At 55.4% G+C, this 23,726-nt stretch carries 24 protein-coding genes; 17 read left to right on the top strand and 7 right to left on the bottom strand.

Annotated elements, in window-relative coordinates:
• From RRY12_05220 to RRY12_05235, 4 genes are all read left to right on the top strand, one after another.
• Positions 1-522 (top strand): pyruvate:ferredoxin (flavodoxin) oxidoreductase (locus tag RRY12_05220; protein MEG2184055.1); only part of this gene is annotated, 522 nt, incomplete at its 5' end.
• 8 nt (positions 523-530) lie between these two features.
• Positions 531-2,120 (top strand): pyruvate carboxylase subunit B, encoded by a 1,590-nt coding sequence (locus tag RRY12_05225; protein ID MEG2184056.1) that lies wholly within the window; start codon positions 531-533, stop codon positions 2,118-2,120.
• A gap of 154 nt (positions 2,121-2,274) precedes the next feature.
• Positions 2,275-2,802, top strand: a complete 528-nt coding sequence (locus tag RRY12_05230) for a prepilin-type N-terminal cleavage/methylation domain-containing protein (GenBank protein ID MEG2184057.1) — start codon at positions 2,275-2,277, stop codon at positions 2,800-2,802.
• Between the two features lie 26 nt (positions 2,803-2,828).
• A complete protein-coding gene (locus RRY12_05235; GenBank protein MEG2184058.1) occupies positions 2,829-4,355 on the top strand; it encodes a catalase in 1,527 nt (508 codons plus the stop codon).
• A gap of 72 nt (positions 4,356-4,427) precedes the next feature.
• Here the strand turns inward: RRY12_05235 and RRY12_05240 are convergent, their stop codons facing one another.
• A complete protein-coding gene (locus RRY12_05240) occupies positions 4,428-4,853 on the bottom strand; it encodes a protease inhibitor I42 family protein (protein ID MEG2184059.1) in 426 nt (141 codons plus the stop codon).
• Between the two features lie 120 nt (positions 4,854-4,973).
• Between RRY12_05240 and RRY12_05245 the strand changes: the two genes are divergently transcribed.
• From RRY12_05245 to eamB, 5 genes are all read left to right on the top strand, one after another.
• A complete protein-coding gene (locus tag RRY12_05245; GenBank protein ID MEG2184060.1) occupies positions 4,974-5,291 on the top strand; it encodes a hypothetical protein in 318 nt (105 codons plus the stop codon).
• 19 nt (positions 5,292-5,310) lie between these two features.
• Positions 5,311-6,312 (top strand): dihydroxyacetone kinase subunit DhaK, encoded by a 1,002-nt coding sequence (locus tag RRY12_05250; protein ID MEG2184061.1) that lies wholly within the window; start codon positions 5,311-5,313, stop codon positions 6,310-6,312.
• Between the two features lie 19 nt (positions 6,313-6,331).
• Positions 6,332-6,967, top strand: a complete 636-nt coding sequence (gene dhaL / locus RRY12_05255) for a dihydroxyacetone kinase subunit DhaL (protein ID MEG2184062.1) — start codon at positions 6,332-6,334, stop codon at positions 6,965-6,967.
• Positions 6,968-6,989: 22 nt separating this feature from the next.
• A complete protein-coding gene (gene lsrF / locus RRY12_05260) occupies positions 6,990-7,862 on the top strand; it encodes a 3-hydroxy-5-phosphonooxypentane-2,4-dione thiolase (GenBank protein ID MEG2184063.1) in 873 nt (290 codons plus the stop codon).
• A 97-nt stretch (positions 7,863-7,959) separates the two neighbouring features.
• Positions 7,960-8,553 (top strand): cysteine/O-acetylserine transporter, encoded by a 594-nt coding sequence (eamB, locus tag RRY12_05265; protein MEG2184064.1) that lies wholly within the window; start codon positions 7,960-7,962, stop codon positions 8,551-8,553.
• 21 nt (positions 8,554-8,574) lie between these two features.
• On the opposite strand, the gene RRY12_05270 is transcribed toward eamB, so the two are convergent.
• A complete protein-coding gene (locus RRY12_05270) occupies positions 8,575-9,465 on the bottom strand; it encodes a LysR family transcriptional regulator (protein ID MEG2184065.1) in 891 nt (296 codons plus the stop codon).
• 101 nt (positions 9,466-9,566) lie between these two features.
• On the opposite strand from RRY12_05270, the gene RRY12_05275 reads away from it, so the two are divergent.
• The 3 genes from RRY12_05275 (at position 9,567) to RRY12_05285 (ending at position 12,506) form a co-directional block, all read left to right on the top strand.
• Complete coding sequence (locus RRY12_05275) at positions 9,567-11,735, top strand: mechanosensitive ion channel (protein MEG2184066.1); 2,169 nt, start codon at positions 9,567-9,569, stop codon at positions 11,733-11,735.
• A 273-nt stretch (positions 11,736-12,008) separates the two neighbouring features.
• A complete protein-coding gene (locus tag RRY12_05280) occupies positions 12,009-12,161 on the top strand; it encodes a hypothetical protein (protein MEG2184067.1) in 153 nt (50 codons plus the stop codon).
• Between the two features lie 198 nt (positions 12,162-12,359).
• On the top strand, positions 12,360-12,506 hold the full coding sequence (locus tag RRY12_05285; GenBank protein MEG2184068.1) for a hypothetical protein: 147 nt from the start codon (positions 12,360-12,362) through the stop codon (positions 12,504-12,506).
• A gap of 135 nt (positions 12,507-12,641) precedes the next feature.
• On the opposite strand, the gene amrS is transcribed toward RRY12_05285, so the two are convergent.
• The 4 genes from amrS to RRY12_05305 form a co-directional block, all read right to left on the bottom strand.
• Positions 12,642-13,505 (bottom strand): AmmeMemoRadiSam system radical SAM enzyme, encoded by an 864-nt coding sequence (gene amrS, locus RRY12_05290; GenBank protein MEG2184069.1) that lies wholly within the window; start codon positions 13,503-13,505, stop codon positions 12,642-12,644.
• Positions 13,474-14,865, bottom strand: a complete 1,392-nt coding sequence (amrA, locus tag RRY12_05295; protein MEG2184070.1) for an AmmeMemoRadiSam system protein A — start codon at positions 14,863-14,865, stop codon at positions 13,474-13,476. Before amrA ends, amrS begins: the two co-directional genes overlap by 32 nt.
• Positions 14,866-14,965: 100 nt before the next feature.
• Positions 14,966-15,631 (bottom strand): 3-oxoacid CoA-transferase subunit B, encoded by a 666-nt coding sequence (locus tag RRY12_05300; protein ID MEG2184071.1) that lies wholly within the window; start codon positions 15,629-15,631, stop codon positions 14,966-14,968.
• Entirely contained in the window at positions 15,615-16,322 is a 708-nt protein-coding gene (locus RRY12_05305) for a 3-oxoacid CoA-transferase subunit A (protein ID MEG2184072.1), read from the bottom strand. Before RRY12_05305 ends, RRY12_05300 begins: the two co-directional genes overlap by 17 nt.
• Positions 16,323-16,498: 176 nt before the next feature.
• Between RRY12_05305 and RRY12_05310 the strand changes: the two genes are divergently transcribed.
• From RRY12_05310 to RRY12_05330, 5 genes are all read left to right on the top strand, one after another.
• Positions 16,499-18,106, top strand: a complete 1,608-nt coding sequence (locus tag RRY12_05310) for a M20/M25/M40 family metallo-hydrolase (protein MEG2184073.1) — start codon at positions 16,499-16,501, stop codon at positions 18,104-18,106.
• Between the two features lie 94 nt (positions 18,107-18,200).
• The gene (locus RRY12_05315; GenBank protein ID MEG2184074.1) at positions 18,201-18,671 is read left to right on the top strand and encodes a GNAT family N-acetyltransferase; all 471 of its coding nucleotides are present in this window, start codon (positions 18,201-18,203) and stop codon (positions 18,669-18,671) included.
• Positions 18,671-20,227, top strand: coding sequence for a DEAD/DEAH box helicase (locus RRY12_05320; GenBank protein ID MEG2184075.1), 1,557 nt, complete (start codon positions 18,671-18,673; stop codon positions 20,225-20,227). Before RRY12_05315 ends, RRY12_05320 begins: the two co-directional genes overlap by 1 nt.
• Before the next feature lie 33 nt (positions 20,228-20,260).
• Positions 20,261-20,662, top strand: coding sequence for a DUF3842 family protein (locus RRY12_05325; GenBank protein ID MEG2184076.1), 402 nt, complete (start codon positions 20,261-20,263; stop codon positions 20,660-20,662).
• A 146-nt stretch (positions 20,663-20,808) separates the two neighbouring features.
• Entirely contained in the window at positions 20,809-21,798 is a 990-nt protein-coding gene (locus RRY12_05330) for an energy-coupling factor ABC transporter permease (GenBank protein ID MEG2184077.1), read from the top strand.
• 77 nt (positions 21,799-21,875) lie between these two features.
• Here the strand turns inward: RRY12_05330 and RRY12_05335 are convergent, their stop codons facing one another.
• Positions 21,876-23,690, bottom strand: coding sequence for a M14 family metallopeptidase (locus tag RRY12_05335; protein MEG2184078.1), 1,815 nt, complete (start codon positions 23,688-23,690; stop codon positions 21,876-21,878).
• Positions 23,691-23,726 lie beyond the last annotated feature (36 nt).

Raw genomic sequence — 23,726 nt, forward strand, 5'->3', positions numbered from 1 at the left:
GGCCAGGCCTCCAAATCCACCCCGCGCGGCGCCGTCGCCAAATTCGCAGCCGCCGGCAAAAAAATGGGCAAAAAAGATTTGGCCCTCATGGCCATAAGCTACGGCAACGTCTACGTAGGGCGCGTAGCGCTTGGCGCAAACGACGCCCAGACCATAAAAGTATTCAAAGAAGCCGAAGCCTACGACGGCCCCTCCCTCATCATCGCCTACAGCCACTGCATAGCGCACGGCATAGACATGGTAAAAGGACTTGAGCAGCAGAAAAAAGCCGTAGAATCCGGCCACTGGGTGCTCCTCAGATACAACCCGGACCTGGCGGCCCAGGGCAAAAACCCCCTCGTCATAGACAGCAAAGAGCCCACCCTGCCGCTTGAAGACTACATCTACAGCGAAGTAAGATACAAGAGCCTTAAAGCCGCGGCCCCCGAAGAGGCGGCGCTGCTGCTTGAAGAAGAGAAAAAAACACTAAAAGACAAGTGGCGCTACTACAAACACATGGCCGCTATGCAGATGGAGGATTAAGTTTAAAAATGTCCGAAATTGAAATCAAGCAAGAGATCAAAGACAGCTGCGGAAACGTAATCGCGACGAAGATCACGAAAAGCTCTGAGGCCGGCGCCTCAAAGTCTGAGCAGCGCCCGGCGGCAAAAGCCGCGCGCGCGTCGGAAAGTATGCCCAAACAGCAGGTGACCGTCACCGAGGCCAAAAAGCCCGAAGCGCCGAAGAAAAAGGCGCGCGTCGGCATCATGGAGACCGCCTTCCGCGACGCGCACCAGTCGATAATGGCGACGCGTCTTCGCACCGACGACATGCTCCCTATCTGCGAAGCTATGGACGAAGTCGGCTACCACGCTATTGAGATGTGGGGCGGAGCGACCTTCGACTCAGCGATGCGTTTTCTCAACGAAGACCCGTGGGAAAGGCTGCGCCAGATCAAAAAACGTCTTAAGAACACAAAGACGCAGATGCTCCTTCGCGGACAGAACATCGTCGGCTACCGCCACTATTCCGACGAAGTGGTGCGCGAGTTCGTAAAGCGCGCCATCGGAAACGGCATCGACATCGTTCGCGTCTTTGACGCTCTCAACGACCTCCGCAACATGTCCATCGCGGCTGAGGCCGTCAAAAAAGAGGGCGGCGAGCTCCAGATGACGATCTCCTACACCATCTCGCCCGTCCACACCCTCGACCTCTTTGCGAAGCAGGCTCAGGAGATGGCCGACATGGGCGCGGACTCCATAGCGATAAAGGACATGGCGGGGCTTCTTTCGCCCGTCGCCGCAGCCTCACTGGTCAAAGCCATCAAGAGCAAGGTAAACCTCCCCGTCCAGCTCCACAGCCACTACACCAGCGGCATGGCGGCAATGAGCTACATGGCCGGCCTCGAAGCTGGAGCTGACGTAATAGACTGCGCCATCTCGCCCTTTGCGATGGGCACCAGCCAGCCCGCCACAGAAACGATGGTGGCTGCTCTTGCAGGAGGGCCGCTCGACACGGGCCTCTCGCTCGAAAAGTTGCTGCCGGTAGCCAACCACTACCAGATGCTGCACGACAAATATAAAGACATAATCATGGGCGTAAGCGGCGTCAACATCAACATCCTGCTCTACCAGATACCGGGCGGCATGTATTCCAACCTCCAGAGCCAGCTCAAAGAGGGCGGATGCCTCAACAAGTTCAAAGAGGTGATGGAAGAGGTGCCGCGCGTGCGCAAAGAGATGGGCTATCCGCCGCTCGTGACCCCGACAAGCCAGATAGTCGGCACGCAGGCCGCGATGAACGTCATCTCAGGCAAACGCTGGAAGATGGTGCCAAACGAAGTGCGTCAGTATTTCCGCGGCTATTACGGAAAGACGCCCGCGCCCGTCGACCCAGAGATACAGAAGCTCGTGCTCGGCGAAGAAGAGCCGATCACCTGCCGTCCCGGCGAGAAGATAGCGCCGGAGATCGAACAGGCGACGAAAGAGATCGGCATGTGGGCGACGCAGCCGGAGGACATCTTGAGCTACATCCTCTTCCCGCAGGTCGCGAAAGATTTCCTGCCAAACAAGTTTGCGCGCGAGAACTTCGTGAACATCGGACAGGAGCCGCAGGAGGATCCCGAGGCCTACGCTATCTAGCCAGAACGCGGCATAAAAACAAAAAAGCAATATCAACGGTCCCGAAAGCTAAAATTTGCTTTCGGGATTTTTTTGAAATTTCTTGCTTTATAAACTAGAAAGATTATAATGTCCTTAATGTTGTTATCAATGTTTTACCAAAAGGAGGCCTAAAATGGCAAAGAGAAACTTTAAATCCCGCAGAAGGGCGTTTACCCTCGTTGAGTTATTGATAGTCATAATCATTATTGGCATACTTGCCGGCATGATGATGCTGTCGGCGGGCGCCGCAACGGACAAGGCGACGGCGACGAGGATAATTTCAGATACACGCACAATGAAGGCGGCGGCTGTAATGTACAAGGCTGACTACGGCAGCTGGCCGTTATGGATTTATGATGTAGACAAGTATGTGAACAAGGATGCCTCCGGCGACACGTCGGTGCTGCCGGGAAAATATTTTGACGTGGACCCGGTAGGCGACGGCTACTGGATAGGGGCCATGAAATTACCGGACGGCGGAGTGTTCGCTGTAGCTCAGCTCACCGCCGTGAGCGACGCCGTAAAAAAATCACTTGAATCAGCGGCGGAAGGCGGCGGCCTATATGGCGTAGGTGCTGTACACGGAGGAAACATTACTACAGCGTCTCTTAAACCATTTAAGGCTACGGACAAAGGCCTCGTCATGATAATCAGCAAGTAACTGCACCAAGAAGGGGGTACTTATAAATGGACGAAAACAAGAACAAGAAACTTACTAACGAAGTTGGCGCGCCCGTATCAGACAATGAAAACTCAATGACCGCGGGGCCGCGCGGGCCTGTCCTCATGCAGGACGTATGGCTCATGGAGAAGATGGCGCACTTCAACCGCGAAGTGATCCCGGAACGCCGGATGCACGCGAAGGGCAGCGGCGCCTACGGAAAACTTACCGTGACGCACGACATCACAAAGTACACAAAAGCCAAGCTTTTTGAAAAGATCGGCAAGGAGACGGAACTCTTCGTTCGCTTCTCAACGGTCGCCGGAGAACGCGGCGCGGCCGACGCGGAGCGTGACATTCGCGGCGTCGCAGTCAAGTTCTACACGGAAGAGGGCAACTGGGACCTCGTAGGCAACAACACCCCCGTATTCTTCATCCGCGACGTCCATAATTTCTCAGACCTTAACCGCGCGGTCAAGCGCGACCCGAAGACCAACATGCGTTCTGCGCAGAACAACTGGGACTTCTGGACGATGCTGCCGGAGACGACGCATCAGGTGACGATAACCATGTCAGACCGCGGGCTTCCGCTCTCCTACCGTCACATGGACTTCTTCGGCGAACACACCTTCAGCATGTACGACGCGGAGAACAAACGCGTCTGGGTGAAGTTCCATTTCAAGACGCAGCAGGGCATCAAATGCCTGAGCGACGCCGAGGCGGCGGCGGTCATAGCCAACGACCGCGAAAGCCATCAGCGCGACCTCTTTGAGTCCATCGAAAAGGGAGATTTCCCGCGCTGGACGATGTACATCCAGGTGATGACCGAAGAGCAGGCCAAAAATCATTACGAAAATCCGTTCGACATCACAAAGTGCTGGCGTCATAAAGAGTTCCCGCTCATCGAAGTGGGAGTGCTAGAGCTTGACCGCAACCCTGAAAATTATTTCGCCGAGGTGGAACAGTCGGCCTTCACGCCTGCGCACGTCGTGCCCGGCATCGGTTTCTCGCCCGACAAATTCCTGCAGGGACGTCTTTTTGCCTACGGCGACGCGCACCGTTACCGCCTTGGAGTCAACCACGACCAGATCCCCGTCAACCGCGCTAAGTGCGAAGTGCACAGCTATCACCGCGACGGCATGATGAGGACGGACGGCAACTACGGCGCGACGAAGGGCTATTCACCGAACTCGATGGGCGAATGGGCCGCGCAGCCTGAATTTGCCGAGCCGCCGCTTGATCTTGAAGGCGCCGCGTGGAGATTCGACCCGAAAGACGACCCGACCGACGACAACTTCCGTCAGGCCGGCGAGCTCTACCGCCTGATGACTGAAGAAAAGCGCGCGATACTTATCGACAACACCGCGCGCAACATAGCGCCAGTGACAGACAACATCAAATACCGCCACGCGGTTCACTGTTTCCTCGCCGACCCGGAATACGGCGAGCGCCTCTCAAAGGCGATGGGCGTCTGCTTCAACAAGGTGCAGGAGCTGGCGAAGCTCACCAACAACGAGCTGAACGAAGCCACTAAAGAGGGCGCGAGGCTGTAAGGCGCCGGCTCTTCCATAGTGACGATATAAAAGCAAGGCCCCGGACTTCGCGTCAAGCGCCGGGGTCTTGCTTTAATTTACCTTGATGTTTACCGCTACGATGAGGCAGACGGTCGGAGGCTCCGACGGTTTGCCGTATTGCAGGTAAAAGCGCGAACGGCCGCTTGCCGTGGCGCGGTATATCCTTTTTTCCAGACCGCCCGCGCCGTCTTTGTCGTTCGGGTAAGTGGGCGGCAGATAGGTCACTGAAACGAGCGAAAGGCCCGGGGGCATCGCGCCCACCTCGGTCCAGATTGCGCCGGTCGTCGGGTTGGCGTCGAGCACAAGTTCAAAGTCGCGGTCCAGCACGCCTTCTACGTTTTTCGTAACTACGTCCGCGCTTTTCGTATCGGTGAACGGCAGCTCGCGCGTAACGCGCCGCACCGCCGCTTCGCAGACGCCGGAAAGAGCCGCCGTCATTGCGAGAGCCGCAAGCAGCAGAAAAATTGTCTTCCTCATGGCATCATCTCGTCTGTTATAAATTATTGCCGCGCTTCGATTATATCGCAGGCCGCCCCGCTATGCTACAATATTGTGACAGGTATCGAAGTATTAATAATATTTAAGGAGGGCTTACACATGGCGCAATATATGCATCTGGGCGTGCCGGTAACGGAGCCGCAGCCCAACGAGGTTTATTCCCCGGAGATGAAACTCTTTCTCACAGACCCGAAGGATCACCCCTATCAGTACGAGTGCCTTCGTTTTGAGGCGGATTCGCAGATGCCGGAGGATCTAAAAAAATATCCTCACGTGGCGTACAAAGTGGAGGACCTTGAAGACGAGCTTTCGAGATGCGAAAAGATAGTTCTGCCGGCGACGCCTGTCGACGCGCATACGAAAATAGCCTTCGCGTGGCGCGACGGCGTGCTCTTTGAACTGATGCAGTGCGATTGATATACAGGAGGTAATTCTTATGGCGATGAAAAAATTCATAAACAACTCAGATACACTGGTAAAAGAAACACTTTCCGGGCTGGAACTGGCCTTCCCGCACAAAGTCGAAGTGCGCAAGAACAATCTGGTCGTCAACAAAAATCTCGACAAGGCCGACCGCGTGCATATCGTGACGCTGGGCGGCGCCGGCCACGAACCGGCGCTTGCTGGCTTCGTAGGCGACGGGATGTTTGACATCTCCGTGGTGGGCGACGTATTTGCCGCGCCTGGCCCCGCCGCCTGCTTTGAGGCGCTTTCGCTCGCCTCGCAGCCGAAGGGAGCGCTCTTTATCGTGCTCAACCACGCGGGCGACATGATGACCGCAGAGATGACGATGGAGCAGGTAGAAGACGCCGGCCTCAAAGTGGCGCGCGTCACGACGCAGGAAGACATCTCAAACGCTCCGCGTTCCGACGGCGCAAACCGCCGCGGGCTCGTCGGATGCGTGCCTCTTGCGAAAATTGCGGGCGGCGCGGCCCTCTTGGGCAAGGAGCTTGAAGAGGTGCGCGCGGTGGCTCAGAAGTTTGCAGACAACATGGCCACGATAGCGGTAGCCTGCCGCGGCGCGACCCATCCGGCAAACGGCGCGGAAATATCACACTTCTCCGACGACGACATGGAAATCGGCATGGGACAGCACGGCGAAGGCGGCGGCGGACGCATGACGATGAAGAGCGCGAAGGAGACTGCGGAGATAATGACGCAGGAGCTTATCGACGACCTCGGCCTCAAAAGCGGCGAAGAGGTGATGCTCATCGTAAACGGCTCCGGCGCTACGACGCTGATGGAGCAGCTCATCGTATTCAAAGACTGCTGTGAATATCTGAAGGGCAAAGGCATCAAGGTAGTCGCGTCTTACGCGGGAGAGGTGCTCACCGTTCAGGAGGCCGCAGGCTTCCAGCTCTTCGTGGCGCGCATGGACGACGAGATGCTCAAATACTGGCAGGCCCCCTGCAATACGCCCTACTACACGGTGCGGTAAGCGCCGGGATGAAGTGTTGATGATGGAAAAACTGGAATACGCGCGTTTCGTCAAAATGCTCGAAGAGGCGGCCTCCGCCATCTCCGCGGCAAAGGACGAGCTGACGGAGCTTGACTGCAAAATAGGCGACGGCGACCACGGCACCACTATGGTGAAGGTGATGGAGCAGGTAAAAGAGACGGCGGCCGGTTACGAAGGCCGCGACTTCAAAGGCCTGCTTTCCGCGATAGGCGCGGCGGTGCTGAACATGGGCGGCGGCGCCACAGTGCCGCTCTTTGGCTCGCTCTTCTCCGGCATGGGGCGCGCGACGCCCGACGGCGCGTCGGAGCTTACAAAGGACGAACTTGCCTGCGCCTTAAAAAGCGGCGAGGCGAGGCTTTTGAAATTCTCAAAGGCTCCGCTTGGCGCAAAGACGCTTGTTGACGCGCTGACCCCGGCGGTGCAGACCTTCGCTGAGTTCCCCGGAACGGACATAGCGGCGGCGCTTGAGGCGGCGAGGCTTGCGGCGCACGAGGGCTGCATGAAGACGATGGACTATGTCGCCACCTTCGGGCGCGCGAAATACATGGGAGAAGAGGCGCTCGGCGTCCCCGACCCGGGTTCGGTCTCAGTATCAATAATATTCAAGGCCTTTGCGAAAGCCGCGAACGATTGACGAAAAAAACAGGAGTACGAAAATGGTAGATAAAATAGGAAACATAATGGCGCACGACTACGGCCTCGACCGGCCGGTAAAGCAGGCGAGTTTTTACGTAAAGGGAGCCGAACACTGCGGATGGGGCATGAAAGACCGCCTCTCGCGCATCTTCGACCCAAAGAGCGGACGCACCGTCATGCTTGCCTTCGACCACGGCTACATCATGGGGCCGACCGCCGGGCTTGAACGTCTGGACCTCGCCATCCCGCCTCTTGCTCAATACGCGGACGTTCTGATGGCGACGCGCGGCGCGATAAAGACCTGCGTCCCCCCTGACTGCGGCAAAGCGATAGCGCTGCGCTGCACGACAGACACCAGCGTCCTGCACGAGGACCTAAGCTACGGACATGTGGGCGTAAACGTTGAGGACGCGATACGCCTCAACGCCTCCTGCATGGTGGTGCAGACCTTCGTAGGCTCCGCAAACGAAGTAGGCAGCCTGAAAAACCTCTGCGACACTATAGACGCAGGCAACCGCTACGACATCCCCGTAATGGGAGTGACGGCGGTCGGCAAGGAGATGGAGCGCACAAAGCGCTACTTCCAGCTTGCGACGCGCATCTTGGCGGAGCTTGGCGCGCAGATAATAAAAACCTACTACTGCGAGGGGTTTGAAGAGGTTACGGCGGCCTGTCCCGTGCCGATCGTCATAGCCGGCGGCAAAAAAACGCCGGAGCTAGAGGCGCTCCAAATGGCCTGCAACGCCATCCGCGACGGCGCAGCTGGCGTGGACATGGGACGCAACATCTTCCAGTCCGAAAACCCGGCGGCCATGCTTGCCGCAGTGCGCGCCGTGGTACACGACGGCGCGTCGGCAAAAGATGCCTACGACCTCTTTTTGTCGCTGAAATAAAAAACAAATAAAAACCGCGCGCGGCGCCCCGCAAACGGGGTCCCGCGCGCGGACTCATTTCTCCGAGAGCCAGCCTGAGGGAGGCGCAAGCTTGCAGATGGAAAAATTCAATGTTACCGCCTTTTTAGCCTATGTCCTTATCTGCGCCTACACTCCCGGCCCGAACAACATACTTTCGATGTCGGCGGCGGGCAAGTACGGTTTCAAACGGACGCTCCCGCTGCTTGGCGGCATCTTCACCGGCTTTGTCATAGTCATGCTCCTTTGCGCCTATTTCAGTGTAGCGCTTGCCGCCGTCGTCCCCAAGGTTTTGCCTGTCATGAAATGGATAGGCGCAGCCTACATCCTCTGGCTTGCGTGGCATATATGGAAAGATACGGGAAAAGAGACGCATAAAGAAGCGAAGCCCACAGAATGCCGCTTTATCACGGGATTTATGCTTGAGTTTGTAAATGTGAAGATAATGCTTTACGGCGTCACATCGCTTACGTCGTTTGTCATGCCCGCCTTCAAAGATACGGCGACCGTCGTTGCCTTCGCCGTGCTTCTGGCTGTCATAGGCTCCTCCTCCAACATAACATGGGCACTTTGCGGAGAGGTCTTCGACCGCTTCTTCCGCCATCATCAAAAACAGCTCAACGCCGTGATGGCGCTGCTTCTGGCATACTGTGCCGCGGGGCTGCTCCTTTAAGATAAAAATTAAATTTTATTTTTATTCTTCCCGCACCGAGCCGTCAGGCGCCACCATCTTTTTTGTGTATTCTATGAAACGCCGGGAGGCGGGGGATGCCTCTTCAAAGGAGCGGACGCAGAGCGCGAGGTCTCGATGGATGGCCGGGGCAAGAGGCAGCATCGCAGCGCGGCCCCTGTACGCCTGCATGACAAGCTCCGGCAGGATGCTTATCCCAAGGCCGTTTTCCACCATCGAGAAGGCCGTGTGGTCGTCGTGCGAGGTGAATTTTATATTCGGAGACAGAGAATATTTTTGAAGTATTCTGTTTGTGTCGTAGTCAAAGCCGCGCGTAAGCAGTATAAAATCAGCGCCGTTGAAGGCTTCAAGCGGAAAAGCCTCCGCCGCGGCCATCGGGTGGCCGAACGGAAGAATGGCAAGAAAGGCGTCCTTTTTCAAAATGTGCCGGTCGTACCCGCGTTCCGGCTGCACGCTCATAAAGGCGAGGTCGACCGCCCCGTCCTCAAGCGCCGCCTCCAACTGGCCTATGCCGCCCTCCGTTATCTCTATTTTTATATTCGGGAAATCTCGCTGGAAGCGTTTTATTATCTTCGGCAGCCAGTAAAATGAAATGCTCGTGAATGCGCCAATGCGCAGCGTGCCGCAGATGAGCCCGTTTATGGAGCTTACCGTCTGCCCAAGCTGCTCGTTCCATTTCGCCATCTCCCGAAGGCACGGCAGCACGCGCTCGCCCTCCGGCGAAAGCCGCACTCCGTCGCGCACGCGCAGGAAGAGGCGAAAGCCGAATTCCTCCTCGACGCCGCGTATCATGTGGCTGACGCCGGACTGAGTGTAGCCGAAGGCCTCGCCCGCCCGGGTGAGGTTTTTGCACTCCGCCGCTTTTATGATGACCTCGTATTTTCTGATCTCCATCTGCGCGCCTCCTTCATAAAAACTGATGTTGAAATAAATCATTTATCCGCCCTTTACTATATAATGATATTATATATCGACCTTGATACGGAGGGATACAAATGCGTTCGGCGGCCTTTAAAAAATTTATTTTCGCAATGATATTGATACCATTTCTTTTGATCTTCCCGCACGCCGCCACAGCCACAGGTTCGCTTGACGACTTGAACGACGAGATTGCGCGCTACCAGACGGAACCCCTGAAACGCGCGCGCGAAATAGAAGACGGCCTGCGAAAAATGCGCGAAGTAGAAGACGGCCTTGCACGTCAGTATGACGTAAAAATGTCGGACGTGCTCGCCTACGAGTACGAGCTTGAATGGCTGGTAGACACTTACTACAGCCTATACTTCCTCCAAAAACGCGGAGACGCGAAAAGCACCTTCGTACTTGACGACGCCGAAATAAACGAACTCGCCGCAAAAAAACCGCCCTACACCTTCTCATTCTACCTTGGCGTAGCAAACGACATGGCGACCTGCACCGAAAAATTCATGGAAAACCGCGAGGCGTTCGTAAGCGGGCAAAAACACGTACAGCAGCTCAGCGAAGAAAGAAAAGATGCAGAGCGCGCCTATCGCCGCTGCCGTGAAAAAACGCTGCTTTCTTCTGAAAACAGAATAAAATACAACTTTGAGCTGCTTGTCATCAAGGCGAAGCTCGAACGCAGCGTGGCAGACCATACCTTCTACGAGCTGGCCATGAAAATTTCGGAGTCGCGCGGCGCCGAGATGAAAGAAAAGATAGACATGCTCGCCCCCATCCTGAAGAACATACGCGCCAATATCAAAATGGACAATGAGACCTTTGAGTATCTCGACTCGATAGCCTTTGGCAAAATGAGGAACATCCACAACATCACCGAGATGCTTTCACATAAATTCAACGAACTAAGCGAAACGAGACGCTACGCGGAGCGGCCCTCTCCGTTTCTGCGCTACAGCATACTGACCGAACAGACCCTGGTGGAAAGAGAACTGCTCTTTGTGCTGGACCTTGCCGAGGAATGGGCCGCCATGAGGCTCGTCTGGCGTTCAATGGGCGAAATGTTCACCGAAAAACTTACCGCACAGGAGCAGCGCGCGGTAAAAGCGAGGATAGAGGAGCAGACGAGCCAGGCGCAGAACGCTCTTGAATATGCGAACAAAGAGATGCAAAAAATACGTTCTGCCGAGGACGAAGTGCAAAATCGCTTTGGCGACGGTGATATAGCGCCCTTTTCCAAAGAGGCCAGAGAGCGCGACCTCTTTATGGAGAACCTAGAGGCGCGCAAGGAGCGTTATCTCTCCTACATCGTCATGCTTGGCGCGATGCGCAGCCATTACGAAACGCTCAAAGAAGAGACGGCCAGGATACTGGGAGAAGGCAGCGCAAAGGAAGACATAACGGACACATGGGGCGAAAATATCTCCTCAATGCTCGACTACGAGCTATGGAACGTCGGAGACTATCCAATCACCGTGGAGAAGATTGCGCTCGCCGCCTTGATTTTCGCCGTTAGCCTCTGCGTCACGCTGCTTTTCGTGAAGCTGCTCAAAATACATCTTAAAAAATCGCGTTCCATGAGCCGCCACAGCGCGCTGCTCGTACAAAACCTCGTCTTTTATTTCGGTGTGGCCGTCTCGTTCCTGCTCACCCTCTGGATGCTTCACATCCCTCTCACCGCCTTCGCCTTCATGGGGGGCGCCGTCGCCATCGCCATAGGTCTCGGCACCCAGAAAATAATGGGAGATACGCTGAGCGGGCTTCTGTTGCTCTTCCAGAAAAAGCTGCGCATCGGCGACGAGGTGATAATAGGCGACGTGCAGGGCGTAGTACACGAAATAACGCTGCAAAACACCGTACTGCTCTGCGAAGAGACGAAACACATGATAATACCGAACAGCCGCGTGCTTGAAAGCTCCGTGCTGAACCTCACGCTCGACAGCACCGTCATGCGCACGGAGCTGAACATCCCCGTCTCGTATGACGCTGACATCGAACTTGCCCTTCTTCTCATAAAACGCGTGCTCGAAGACAACAAAAGCGTTTTGAAACAGCCGCCCTTCCGCATCCTATATTCCGACGCTGGAGACGGAAGGATCGTCATCAAAGCCAGATTTTTCATCGACATCAAAGTGACCTTTGAAAGCATCATAAAAAGCGCCCTGCGGCTCAGCATAATAAATTTATTCAAAGAGCACGGCCTTTCGCTGAACACTCCCAAAAACGATGTCAGAATAGTTTCGTGACATGTATGACTATTGTAAATATTTAGACAAAGATGTCATATAAAGGCTCCCGTCGGCCGCGCCGCCCTCTCATATTGATTTACCGCATATATGGAGAGATAAATTTCGACGTGTCTTAACAAAGCCGCTGACAGTCAGCTTTTTTCATCTAAGCAAAACTACTGTGAAATTGGCATATATATAAATATTTCGTTTTACTTTTAATTTGCCGTTGCATATACTGGCGATACTTTAAAGAAACATAAGAGCGACGGGTTGAAGGGGGTAAGTATCATGCCGATAGGGGAATTTATTCTAATAGCGACGATGAGCATAACGGCACTTGCGTCTGTCCTGTTTACATTCTACATGCTGAAAGTTACGATCTGGAGCGAACCAGACGTTGTAAAGATTCCGGCCGCCCAGGCCCACAAAGCGGGTTGCTGAAATAATTTTCCACTCCCTAGGAAAAGACATGGCCTTCCATTTTGGAGGGCCAAAATTTTTGCCGCGCGGCATGAAAATAATTCATGTCACGCATTATATCTTGTCGTTTTACTAATCTTAAGCGTGCTGATATTATAAACCCATCAAGAACGGCCGTTCTGAAAGTTTTAATTTAGACATTCTAAGGAGGTTGTGATCATGATGGGATTCGGAGAATTTTTGATGATAGCGCTTACAGCCGTTACGGCCGCTGGAAGTTTTGTTTTCGCGCTTGTAATGTCGGTCAAAGACGTCTGGCTTGAAGATGCGGCCAAGGACGTTCAGAAAGTGGTAAAGGCCGCATAGGCCATTTGCATAAAGCTTCTCTTCCTAAAAAGGCGGTGCAAGCCCCTTTCCCTTAAAACCCCTCCCGCCGGCGCAGGCCCAGCGGGAGGGGTTTTGTATAGATGGGAGGCTTTGCCGCGATACTCAAGGCGGCGCCTACACGTTGCCGATGATCACCGTCTTTAGTTTTTCTTTTGCCGTCTCTGCAAGTTCGCGCAGCGTTTGCGCAGATGTGGCGGCGCGGTCTGTGACAAGTCTTCGCGGGAAGAATCTCGTTATGTGCAGTGGTATGTTTTCATCTACTGAGGCTATCCACTCCGCCATGCGGCGCATCTCCTCTTCTGCGTCGTTTTTTCCTGGCACTATGAGCGTCGTAAGCTCTACGTGAGCGTTGGCCGCGGCGGCCGTGATGAAGCGTTTCACCGTTTCAAGGTCCCCGCCAAGCCATTTGTAGTAGTCTTCCGTGAAGCCTTTGAGGTCGATGTTCCACGCGTCTATGAAGGGCAGCACCGGGGCAAGCGCCGCCTCCGTTACGGAGCCGTTGGTGACGACGACGTTTTTCATTCCGAGGGCGCGCACCTCTTTTGCGCAGTCGCGCACGTATTCCCAGCCCACCATCGGCTCGTTGTAGGTGTAGGCGACGCCGATGTTGTTCCGTTCTCTTAAGCTGTACGCAAGCTCCGCAAGACGCGCCGGAGGCAGCTCCTCCGTGACGAGCGTATCAGGGCCCGCGCCAGCCAGTTCGTAGTTCTGGCAGAAGGGGCAGTTGAGGTTGCATCCGAATGTGCCGACGGAGAGTATCATGGAGCCGGGGCAAAAACGCGCAAGCGGCTTTTTTTCTATTGGGTCGAGCGCCACCGACGCCACGCGGCCGTAGCTGAGGCTGACGCTTCTTGCGCCGTGGTTGGCGCGCGCGTGGCAGAGGCCGCTTTGCCCCTCTTTTAGCTGGCAGTGGTGGAAGCAGTATGGGCAGCTTATCGCGGTATCGTTAGTAATGGCGCACCACCTCAAATCTTTCAAGGCTTACCGTTTCGTCGGGGCGGATGCCGGCCTTTTGTTTCGCTATTTCTATCTGCTGACGCACGCTGCCGACGCCCTCCAGGTTTGGCAGAAGCAGCCCCCGTCTTGCGCCGCGCGTCACGATGACGCCAAATTTTTTTACGTCAAGCTCCGACTCTGAGGCTATAGGCTCCGTGGGGCCGAGAACGTCTACGGAGCAGGTGATTTTTTCCAGCTCGTCGGGGCGCACCGGCTCAAAGCGCGGGTCCTGCGTCGCGGCGCTTATTGCGTTCTGGATTATCTCCCGCGCGACGGAGCTTTGTGTTGGCGATGTCGTTCCGATGCAGCCGCGCAGCCGTCCCTCTTTTTTGAGCGATACAAAGACGCCGGCGCGTCGTTTCGTCAGTTCTGGAGGAAGGCCGGAGGGTTCGGAAAGTTTCGTGCCGTTTTTTACGTATGACTCTATTGAGGCGCGCGCAAGCCGCACGAACTGGTCTTCGTTTTTGCGAAGGTCCGATGTGCGCCGCGCCTCGTTTTCTTCGTACAGCGCGAGAAAGCGGCGGCTTTCGTCGTTCGCGCCGGCGGTGAAGGTGCAGACGCCGTAGCCTACGCCGAACGGCCCCTCGTAAGAAAGTTTTTCGGCCTTTACGTCGCGCCCGTCGAAAGCGCCCGCCATTATTACGAACGAGCGCTGTCCGCACTCTCCCGCCTCTTCACACTCCTCTTCGGAGAAATCAAAAAGCTCTCCGAAGGCGCCGCGCCCCATCACGTCCATGATGCGCGCGTCGTATTTCGGCCCCGCTTCGTTGTAGCCGTAGGGGCCGTCAGCGGAAAGCCTGTGCGAAAGATCTCCGCTTGCGATGAAGACGGTGTTTCCGCCGAGCTTTTCCGCCGTCTCTTTTATGAGTATGCCAAGCCGGTAATGTTCCTGCGCCGTGAGGCCCGAAAGCCCGATGCGCACAAATTTTGTCTGCGAGAGGTCCATCGTTTTTTCAAGAAAATATAGCGGGACCATCGTCGCGTGGTCCAGTTTTTTGTCGCGTTCGCCGAGCGTGCCCGCGGGAAATCCCTCGCGCTCAGCTGCGGCCGAGAGCGCCTTCGTGAACTCGCGGTCGTAATCCGCGCGGAAGGCGGCATTTGGCGCGCCGAACTGGGCGAAGCTGCCGGAGGCCCCGCCGCCGGGCGATATGTGGAAGTAGTCCGCGTAGGCCGTGGCGTGCGGCGAGGTGATTATCACCCTCTTCGGCGCCTGCTGCGCGACGAACGCGGCCGCTTTTTCACAGGCTTTTGCCGTAGCCGTTATTTTGCTTTCCTCGCCGCGTCCCACAGCCGGCACTATGAGCGGGGGGTGCGGGAGCATTATTCCTGCTGTTATCGACATTTTTATCACCTCTGATAAATATTGTTCTATATTTTTAAGGCGATCATAGTCTTTTGTCCAAAAAAGTTAATGGCAAATCTACGCGTTAACGGCAGCGCCGCTACTGGTATCTTACGAGCCTCGCGCTCACGTCGAGCTTCATCTCAGTTTTGTCCAGCAGCTCCTGCATCGGGCAGTCGGCGGCCAGCTCCGTCAGCACCATGCGGCCGTAGATACATTCAACGACGCAGTATTCTGTCACTATCATGTTTACGACGCCGCGCCCAGTAAGGGGCAGAGTGCATTTGTTGACCAGCTTGCTCCGGCCGTTTTTGTCAAAATGGCGTGTGGCTGCGTACACCTTCTTCGCGCCCGTTACGATGTCCATCGCGCCGCCCATGCCGGGCACTCGCACCTTTGGGATCATCCAGTTCGCGAGGCTGCCCTCGGCGTCCACTTGAAGCGCGCCCAGTATCGTCACATCGATATGGCCGCCGCGCATTATCGAAAAGCTAAGGTCTGCGCCGATTATCGCGCCGCCCGCAAGCACGGATATCGGCGCGCCGCCAGCGTCGATGGTGCGGAGGTCGTGTTTGTCCTTTGTCGGCCCCGCGTTTATCACTCCGTTTTCCGTTTGCAGAATGAGCCGCACCCCTTCGGGCACGTAGTCGGGCACGAGCTGCGGTATGCCTATGCCAAGATTGACGAGCGCGCCGTCTTCAAGGTCTTCCGCAAGTTTTTTTGCGATGCGCATGCGCGCCTCTTCTTCGCTACGTTCTGGAAGCATATTCGCCGTCTCCTTTCAGCACGAGGGCGTCAATAAAAATTCCCGGCGTCACGACGTGTTCCGGCGCGATGCCGCCAAGCGGCAGCACTTCGTCCACCTCTACGATGACTTTTTTTGCCGCCGTGGCCATTGTCGGGTTGAAGTTTCTGTTTGTGCCGCAGTATATCAGGTTGCCGGCGGCGTCGGCCTTGTAGGCGCGGATGAGCGCAACGTCCGCTTTGAGCGGCCTCTCTATTATGTACCGCGCGCCGTCGAGCTCTATCGTTTCGCGCCCCTCTTCATATACGGTCTCTATCCCCGTCGGCGTAAGCACGCCTCCAAGTCCCGCGCCGCCCGCGCGGATGCGTTCGACGAAGGTCCCCATCGGGATCAGTTCTATTTTCAGCTCGCCCGTCGTGTATAGCTGCTGCGTGCGTTTGTTGAGGCCGATGTGCGAGGCTGTCAGCGAGCGCAGCTGTCCGTTTACGACGAGCGCGGCCACTCCTACCGGGCCTTTTACCTTTGTCTCGTAATAGCTGGTGTCGACGCAGATAAGGTCTATATCATAGGCGTCGGAGGAGGCGAGCGCCTCAAGTACGGTGTAGGGCGCGCCGCCGAAGTTGAATCCGCCCACCATGAGCGAAGCGCCGGGCTTTACGAATGCGGCGGCTTCCTGCGGGGTGATTATCGGTTTTATAAATGGTTTTGCCATGAAATAACTAACATCCTTTCCGGTAACACTGTTTAAAGTGTTACCGTTTCGCGCCGCAATGTCAAGCGGGGATTTCTAGCATTGGCGCCATCTGGCAGACGTGCGGCATTTGTAAATTTTTTCAAAAACCTCAGACTCTATTGTGCTATCATTTACCACAAACGGAGGCGGTTTTTATGGACAGAGAAGAACTTTTGAAACTTATCAAGGAACTTGTCGCCATTCCCAGCGTCACTGAGAGCGCGTGCGAAAGCGCGCCGGGAGAATGGCTGTATGCGCGCCTTTCCGCGCTCTCCTATTTTAAAGAACATCCAGATTTTCTGAAACTTATAGATACGCCGCTTGAAGGCTCTCAGCACCGGCTCAAATCGCTCACGGCGCGTGTAGACGCGGCAAAGAAGACGCGGCGCACGGTGCTTTTGATAGGCCATTACGATGTGGTGGACGTCGCCTGCTACGGCGAGAACGCGGATGCCGCCTTTGACACGGAACGGCTTGCCGAAATTTTTAAAGCTGACGATGAGACGCTCTACGGGCGCGGCACGATGGATATGAAGTGCGGCGCGGCTATAGAGACGGCGCTCATTGAAAGTTTCGCGAAGGACGAATCGCTCTTTGACGTAAATCTGGTCATGGCGCTGGTCGGCGACGAAGAGAACGCCTCGGCCGGAATGCGCGGCCTGCTTCCCGCGCTCTCTGAGATGCAAAAAGAGGGGCTGGAATTCATTGCCGCCGTCAACACGGAGCCGGGAGAGGCGGGGCAGTCCGGCGCGGTAGGTCCGATGGTATTCTTGGGCACGCTGGGCAAGCTGATGCCAGCCTTTTACATCAGAGGCCGCGACGCCCACGTAGGAAATTGTTACGACGGCTTTTCTGCGCTGCTTGCCGCCTCGCGCCTCGTCTGCTGGGCCGAGGGCAGCCCGCATTTGGCAGACCCGCTGCACGGCCGCTGTCAGCCGTCGTGGATATGTCTCGATATGCGCTCGATGCGCGATTTTTACAGCGTTACGGTGCCGGACCGCGCCTACGCCTATTTCAACTGTTTCACCGCATCAGAAAGCCCGGCTGACGTCACGGCGCAGATGAGATACGCCGCGGCCTACGCCATAGACCAGACCTCGCAGCAGATGACGGCCTCCTACCGCGCTCTGCTTGCTTCGGGATACGCCGGCTCTGCGTTCGTTCCGCCGAAGAACTCCGTCTACACGCTGGGCGAGCTGAAGACGATGGCTGCGGCGCGTCTTGGCGACGGTTTTTACACGGAGCTTAAAAAATTCACGGATGAACTTCCAAATGGCGACATGAGACAGCGAGGCATAAAACTTGCGGAGTTCATCGCGGAACGCTCCGGCGCTGTGCCTCCGTATATAGTCTGCTTTTTCCTGCCGCCGTGGCTGCCCGTGCGCACGACGCTTACGGACGACCCGCGCGACGCGGCGGCTATAGCGGCCGTGCGCTCGGTGGAACGCGAGTGTCTTGAAAAATACGGCCTCGAAATGCGCGAGGTGGAATTTTTTGCGGGGCTCTGTGACTTGAGCTACGTCGGCGCGAAGCTCTCAGACGAAGATGTCGCGGCCTACGCCGAGAACGTCCCGGGCTGGGGCGACCTCTACTCGATACCGCTGCCCGAGATGCAGGCGCTGGGGCTGCCGGTCATAAACATGGGGCCAAGCGGCGAGTCTCCGCATAAAAAAGAGGAGCGGCTGCATCTGCGCTACTCGCTGGAAGTGCTGCCGCATCTTCTTGTCTCGCTGATAAAAAGGCTGGCCGGCCCTTGTGCCTAAAATGCCTATCTTTTGCGCGGCAGTAAATGTTATTTACAAAACGCCTGTTATGGTAGAATGGGAGTAAGTACTGCATAAGGAGAACGATGGCATAATGTATGACGATGATGTTCGAATACGTCCCGCCAAGCCTGAAGAGGCCGAGGAACTGTCGGATATAGCATGGAAGTCTAAGGCCTACTGGGATTATCCCGTGGAGGTCATGAACAAATTCAGGGATCTGCTCACCGTAGATCAGGATTTCATCGAGCACAACCCCTCCTACCTTATAGAGCACGAGGAGAGCGATGAAAAGGTCGGTTTCTACGCGCTTGAGGAGAAGGACGGAAAAGTATGGCTGGAGCATCTGTGGGTGCTTCCCGATGAGATAGGCACGGGGCTTGGCGGCACGCTGCTTTGTCACGCCTGCGAGATGGCGGAGACGATGGGCTACGAAGAAATGTATATAATATCGGACCCGAACGCCGAGGAGTTCTATCGGCACATGGGAGCTGAAAAAATAGGAGAGGAAGCGACGGATGGAATGCCGGAACGTATTCTGCCCGTCCTCAGGATCAAAATTTAATGCTCTATAAATGGCAGGAAAAGGCGCTCGCCGCAATCGACGGTAAAAACGCCATCTTATCCGCGCCCACCGGCAGCGGAAAGACATGGGTGGCCTATATATGGGCCGGCCTCATGGCGCCAGACGGCACGCCTCTTTTGCCCGAGGGACGCGTCATCTTCACCGCGCCGATAAAGGCGCTCTCAAACGAGCGCTACCTTGATTTAAAATCTATGGGCTTCGACGTAGGGCTTGAAACCGGCGACTTCAAAAAGAACGCCGGAGCCGAAGTGCTCTGCTGCACGCAGGAGATATACACGTTGAAATACGCGCACATCCCCGGGCAGAAGGTTATCGTCGATGAATTTCACTTCATTTTCAACGACCCGGAGCGCGCCCGCGCCTATATAGACGGTCTGCGCCGCACCTCCGACGCAAGCCGGATACTTGTCATGTCAGCCACCTTCGGCAACCCCGACCGTGTGCGCGATTACCTTGAGGAGATGGCGCGCCGCGAATTTATACTCTTTGAGACGGAGCACCGCTCAACAAAGCTCGTATTCCGCCAGCGCGGCCTGCGCTTTTCACAGATACGCGACGCGCTTGTATTCGCCTTTTCAAAAAAGGGCGTCGAATGGATAGCGGCGCAGATAGCGAAGACGCGCCACAAGGCGGGCGCTCCAAAGCGCGCTCGTCTGCGCGAGATAGCGGAGATACTTGAGGTCGAAAAAGTCCCCGAAACGATGCTTCGCGGCGTCGGCATGTACTTCGGCTCAATGCTGCCGAAAGAAAAGCTGCTCGTCGAGATGGCTTTCCGAGAGCGCATAATCGACGTCGTAGCCGGCACCGACGCGCTTTCGCTTGGCGTCAACCTCCCCGCGGAGACTGTAGTCTTCGGCCAGATGGCGAAATTCATCGACGGCCCGCTCACAAAGAACGAATTTCTCCAGATGGCGGGGCGCGCGGGACGCAAAGGCTTCTTCGACACGGGATACGTCTCCTACATCCCGCGCAGCAAATGTGAAAATTTCGATTACGACACCGCCATACTATATCTTGAAACGCTGGACAAGCCGCGCGAAGAGGCGAAGATAAGGCTGCTTCCCGCCATAGGCAAGCTGCTGAAAAAAGAAATATCGCTTGACGACGAGGCGTCGGTCATAGCGGACTGCTCAATGCCGCGCAGATCCGTCCGCTCCGTCAAAAAAGAGGTGGAGCAGGCGCTGCGCGAGATAACGCAGATGCTTTTGCAAATAAAAGACGAAAAAGAGCGTACGAAGGTGCGCAAAATATTGGGCGACATCTGGAACGATGAGATGGAGCGCGAGGTCAACATAGCCATCGCGCGGCTTTTCGCTCAGTCCGAAGCGCCGGACGCCATAGCCTGTGCAGAGCTGCTCAAAAAGAGCGAGCGCAACTACCTTCAGGCGCTGCTTAAGATAAAACGCTTCGCAAACCGCCTGCCGGAGCAGTACCGCTTCTCGCACATGGAGGAGATAGACGCGCTGGTCAACAAAATAGACGCCTCCGTCTTCGGCTTTGAGGACAAGATACACCAGATACGCCTGACGGAATAAGAATAAAATAAACATCGAACACAGGAGGCCCGCATGAAAATACTTGTAATAGACGGGCAGGGCGGCGGCATAGGAAAACAGGTCGTCTCCGCGCTGCGCGCAAGGTTTCCCGAACACGGCGTCACCGCGGTGGGCACCAACAGCATAGCGGCCGCCGCCATGCTGAAGGCCGGCGCGCAAAAAGCGGCCACCGGCGAAAACTCCGTCGTCGTATGCAGCAGAGACGCCGACGTGATAATAGGCCCCGCCGCCATCGTCATAGCGGACTCGCTGCTCGGCGAGATAACGCCCGCGATGGCCGCGGCTGTAGCGCAAAGCCGTGCTGTGCGCATACTCATCCCGGTAAACTGCTGCAACAATATAATAGCGGGGGTCGCCGACCTCTCGGTGGGACGCCTCATTGAATGCGTCATGGACGAAATAAAAATGTTATAATAAACAAGTCCGTCCACGAAGGGCGGCGCGCGCACGAAGCGCGAAGTGATGTCCAAAAAACAAAACATAACGGTTGCCATGAAGGCGCTTTATCTCCGGCAGGAGAGGCCTGTAATGGCAATTTTTATATTTGGAGGTAATGTACAATGCATATGGCTGACGCTCTTCTTTCGCCCTCGGTGGGACTTGTGATGTGCGCCGCAAGCGCCGGCGCCGTCGCGTGGTCCGTCTCGAAAATAAAAAAGGAAGGTCTCTGCGACCAAAAGATACCGCTCATGGCTGTGACGGGAGCCTTCGTCTTCGCCGCACAGATGATAAACTTCACCATCCCGGCTACCGGCTCTAGCGGACATATCGGCGGCGGAGTGCTGCTTGCCGCGATGCTCGGCGGCGCGCCGGCGCTGCTTTCGATAGCCGCCGTTCTGATGATCCAGGCGCTCTTTTTCGCGGACGGCGGACTGCTCGCGCTTGGCGCCAACATCTTCAACATGGGAGTCATTCCCTGCCTTTTCGTCTACCCGCTATTATTCGCGCCAATAGTAAGGCGCGGCCTCACGAAAAAAAATATAATGGTAGCATCGATGCTTTCAGTCGTCGTAGGCCTCCAGCTCGGCGCCTTCGCGGTCGTCCTTGAAACGCTCGCCTCCAGCATCACCGCTCTGCCGTTTTCGACCTTCGCGCTGCTGATGCAGCCGATACACGCGGCGATCGGCGTAGTCGAAGGGCTTGTGACGGCCTCCATACTGTCGTTCGTTGCGCAGGCGCGTCCGGAAATACTCGAATGCGGCAAGCTTTCATCGGACGTCTCCGCGGTTTCGTTCAAAAAGGTGCTTGTGGCGCTTGTCGCAGCCACAGCCATAACGGGCGGCGCGCTTTCGCTATTTGCCTCCGCCTACCCAGACGGCCTAGAATGGGCGATGGAGAAGACGGCCGGAGCCGCCGCGCTTGAAACAAGCGGCCCAGTTTTTGCCGCAGCGTCCGCCGTGCAGGCAAAAACCGCGCTGATGCCCGATTACGCCTACGCCGGCACAGAGAGGGGAACATCCGCCGCCGGCCTCATCGGTAGCGCGCTCACCTTCGCCGCGGCGGGCGGTGCAGGCTGGCTCATATCAAAAAACAGACAAAGGCGCGCGTAGCTTTCTTGTAAATAAAAAAATATCCCCGCTGGCTTGAGACTCTGTCAGCGGGGATATTTTATAGAGATATTGTCTTATTATTTCTTTCTGCGTAACACCAACACTCCGCCAGCTGCAACAAGCAACGCTGCGAAAGCTCCGGCAGCCGCCGCGTTGCACCCGCTTGAACCGCCGCCGTTGTCTGCTGGTTCATCTTTAGGAGCTTCCCAGTCTAAGGGCGTCTCCGTCACCTGTTCAAGGTTATTTTTGTCGATTACAGCGTAGTCCGCGAGAGATTTCATTACTGGGAATACTCTCGCAGCTTTCTTCTTGTTTATGCCAGTGTCAAAGAAATTCCAGCTGGCGAGGCCGTCGTTTGATTCGGGTTCAAGAAGGACGCCGGCCAGTTTACCGTTGCGCTGTGATGTGGTTACTACATACGTACCCGCTGGTATGCTCTTTTCTGATTCCGCCCAATCGCCGCTTGTCAGCAGACGTCGTGTATGTCCCTCATAATAACCGAATGCGGGATCGATTTCGTGATCAAATTTCTTAAACTCGTTGACCGTAACCTTCACGTCGCTTTTCAGACGCGCAACCTCTATATCATGAAGCAGGAGATTGTTGATAACATTAAAATATCCTTCAGGAATGAAGTAATAGGCAGGGAGGTATCTCTGCGTAATAGGCGTGAAAGTGCTGAGGTGCTTCAGCTGATATGTCTTTGGCTTGCTGAGGTCGGCTTCCCATGGCGCGGTATATTCGTAGGAATCTATCGAGATCATCTCGGTCACGTCGCGGCTTGTGGTGAGCACGATCATCTCTCCGTTAAGGCCGTTCTTTTCTCTTCCGGTTTCCTTGTCGTTAAGCTTCTGGACAAAATTCTTGACCTCGTCCTTATGTTTTGAGAGAGCCGAGATAGTTCCGTAGATACAGGAGTACTGAGTCTCTACACGTGTTTTGTAGGGGTCCCATGAATAGCATTCAAGCAGAACGGAAACCATCTTCCGAAGCCCCACATAGTTGAAGGCGTATCTAGGGAGGTCCTCATCTGCGGTTTTCGACCAGTATCCCCCGTTCGGGTCGTCGATCCACCAGTCTTCTCCAGGCTTGAAAAAGTTGCCGTAGGGACGCGCAGTTCTGCCAAACTTAACGTCGAGCATTGAGCCTTTTCCCATCGCGGAAGGGATAAATACTTTTGAGTTAAAGTCTGAGAGTTCTTTATCCGTATTAGCATTATATGACCAGTGATAAGTGACGGCATGGCGTATCCTTGATCCGTTAGTCGTGTGCGCGTCAAGTATTAGTGAAGGCTGCCATTTTTTCATAACCTTCATTATGGCCTTGTTTTCGGGCTGCTCTAGTTTTGTAAAGTCGCGGTTGAGATTGAGACCTTGCGCCGTGAGACGTGAGCCGACGAGCTTAGGTTCGGGCTGGGAATCTATTCTGTGTTCACCAAGCATGTCGTTTCCGTCAAGGTTGTGATTTGGGTTGATTATAATGACTACGTCTTTGAGTATATCGTCATGCTTTCCCTGAGCGATCTCTCGAGCGAGGATGAGAGAGGCCTCTTTTCCTTCTATTTCACCGGAATGTATATTGTTGTTGAGATAACATACGACCTTGTCCTTTCCGACCTTTTCTGGCGATGCTGGAGCCGGATTGCCTATGACCATGACGATCATCTGTTTGCCCATGGGGGAGTATCCGATGTGTTCAACGCGGATTCGACCTCCGCTCTGCTTGGCAACATTGTTGCAGAAATCAAGAACTTCTTTGCTGGATGAAGTTTTGGTATAATTTGACGCTTCCGCCGGAGTTTTCATTTCATCCAGAGATACGGCAAATGCCATGCCGCAGCTTATCAGGCCGACTAAAGCGGATATTAGAGCAATACAAAAAATTTTCTTCATGATAATCTCCCTTCTTCAAGATCCATTGATTCAGCG

Origin of the sequence: Cloacibacillus sp., from assembly GCA_036655895.1 — a bacterium.
Lineage (GTDB): Bacteria > Synergistota > Synergistia > Synergistales > Synergistaceae > JAVVPF01.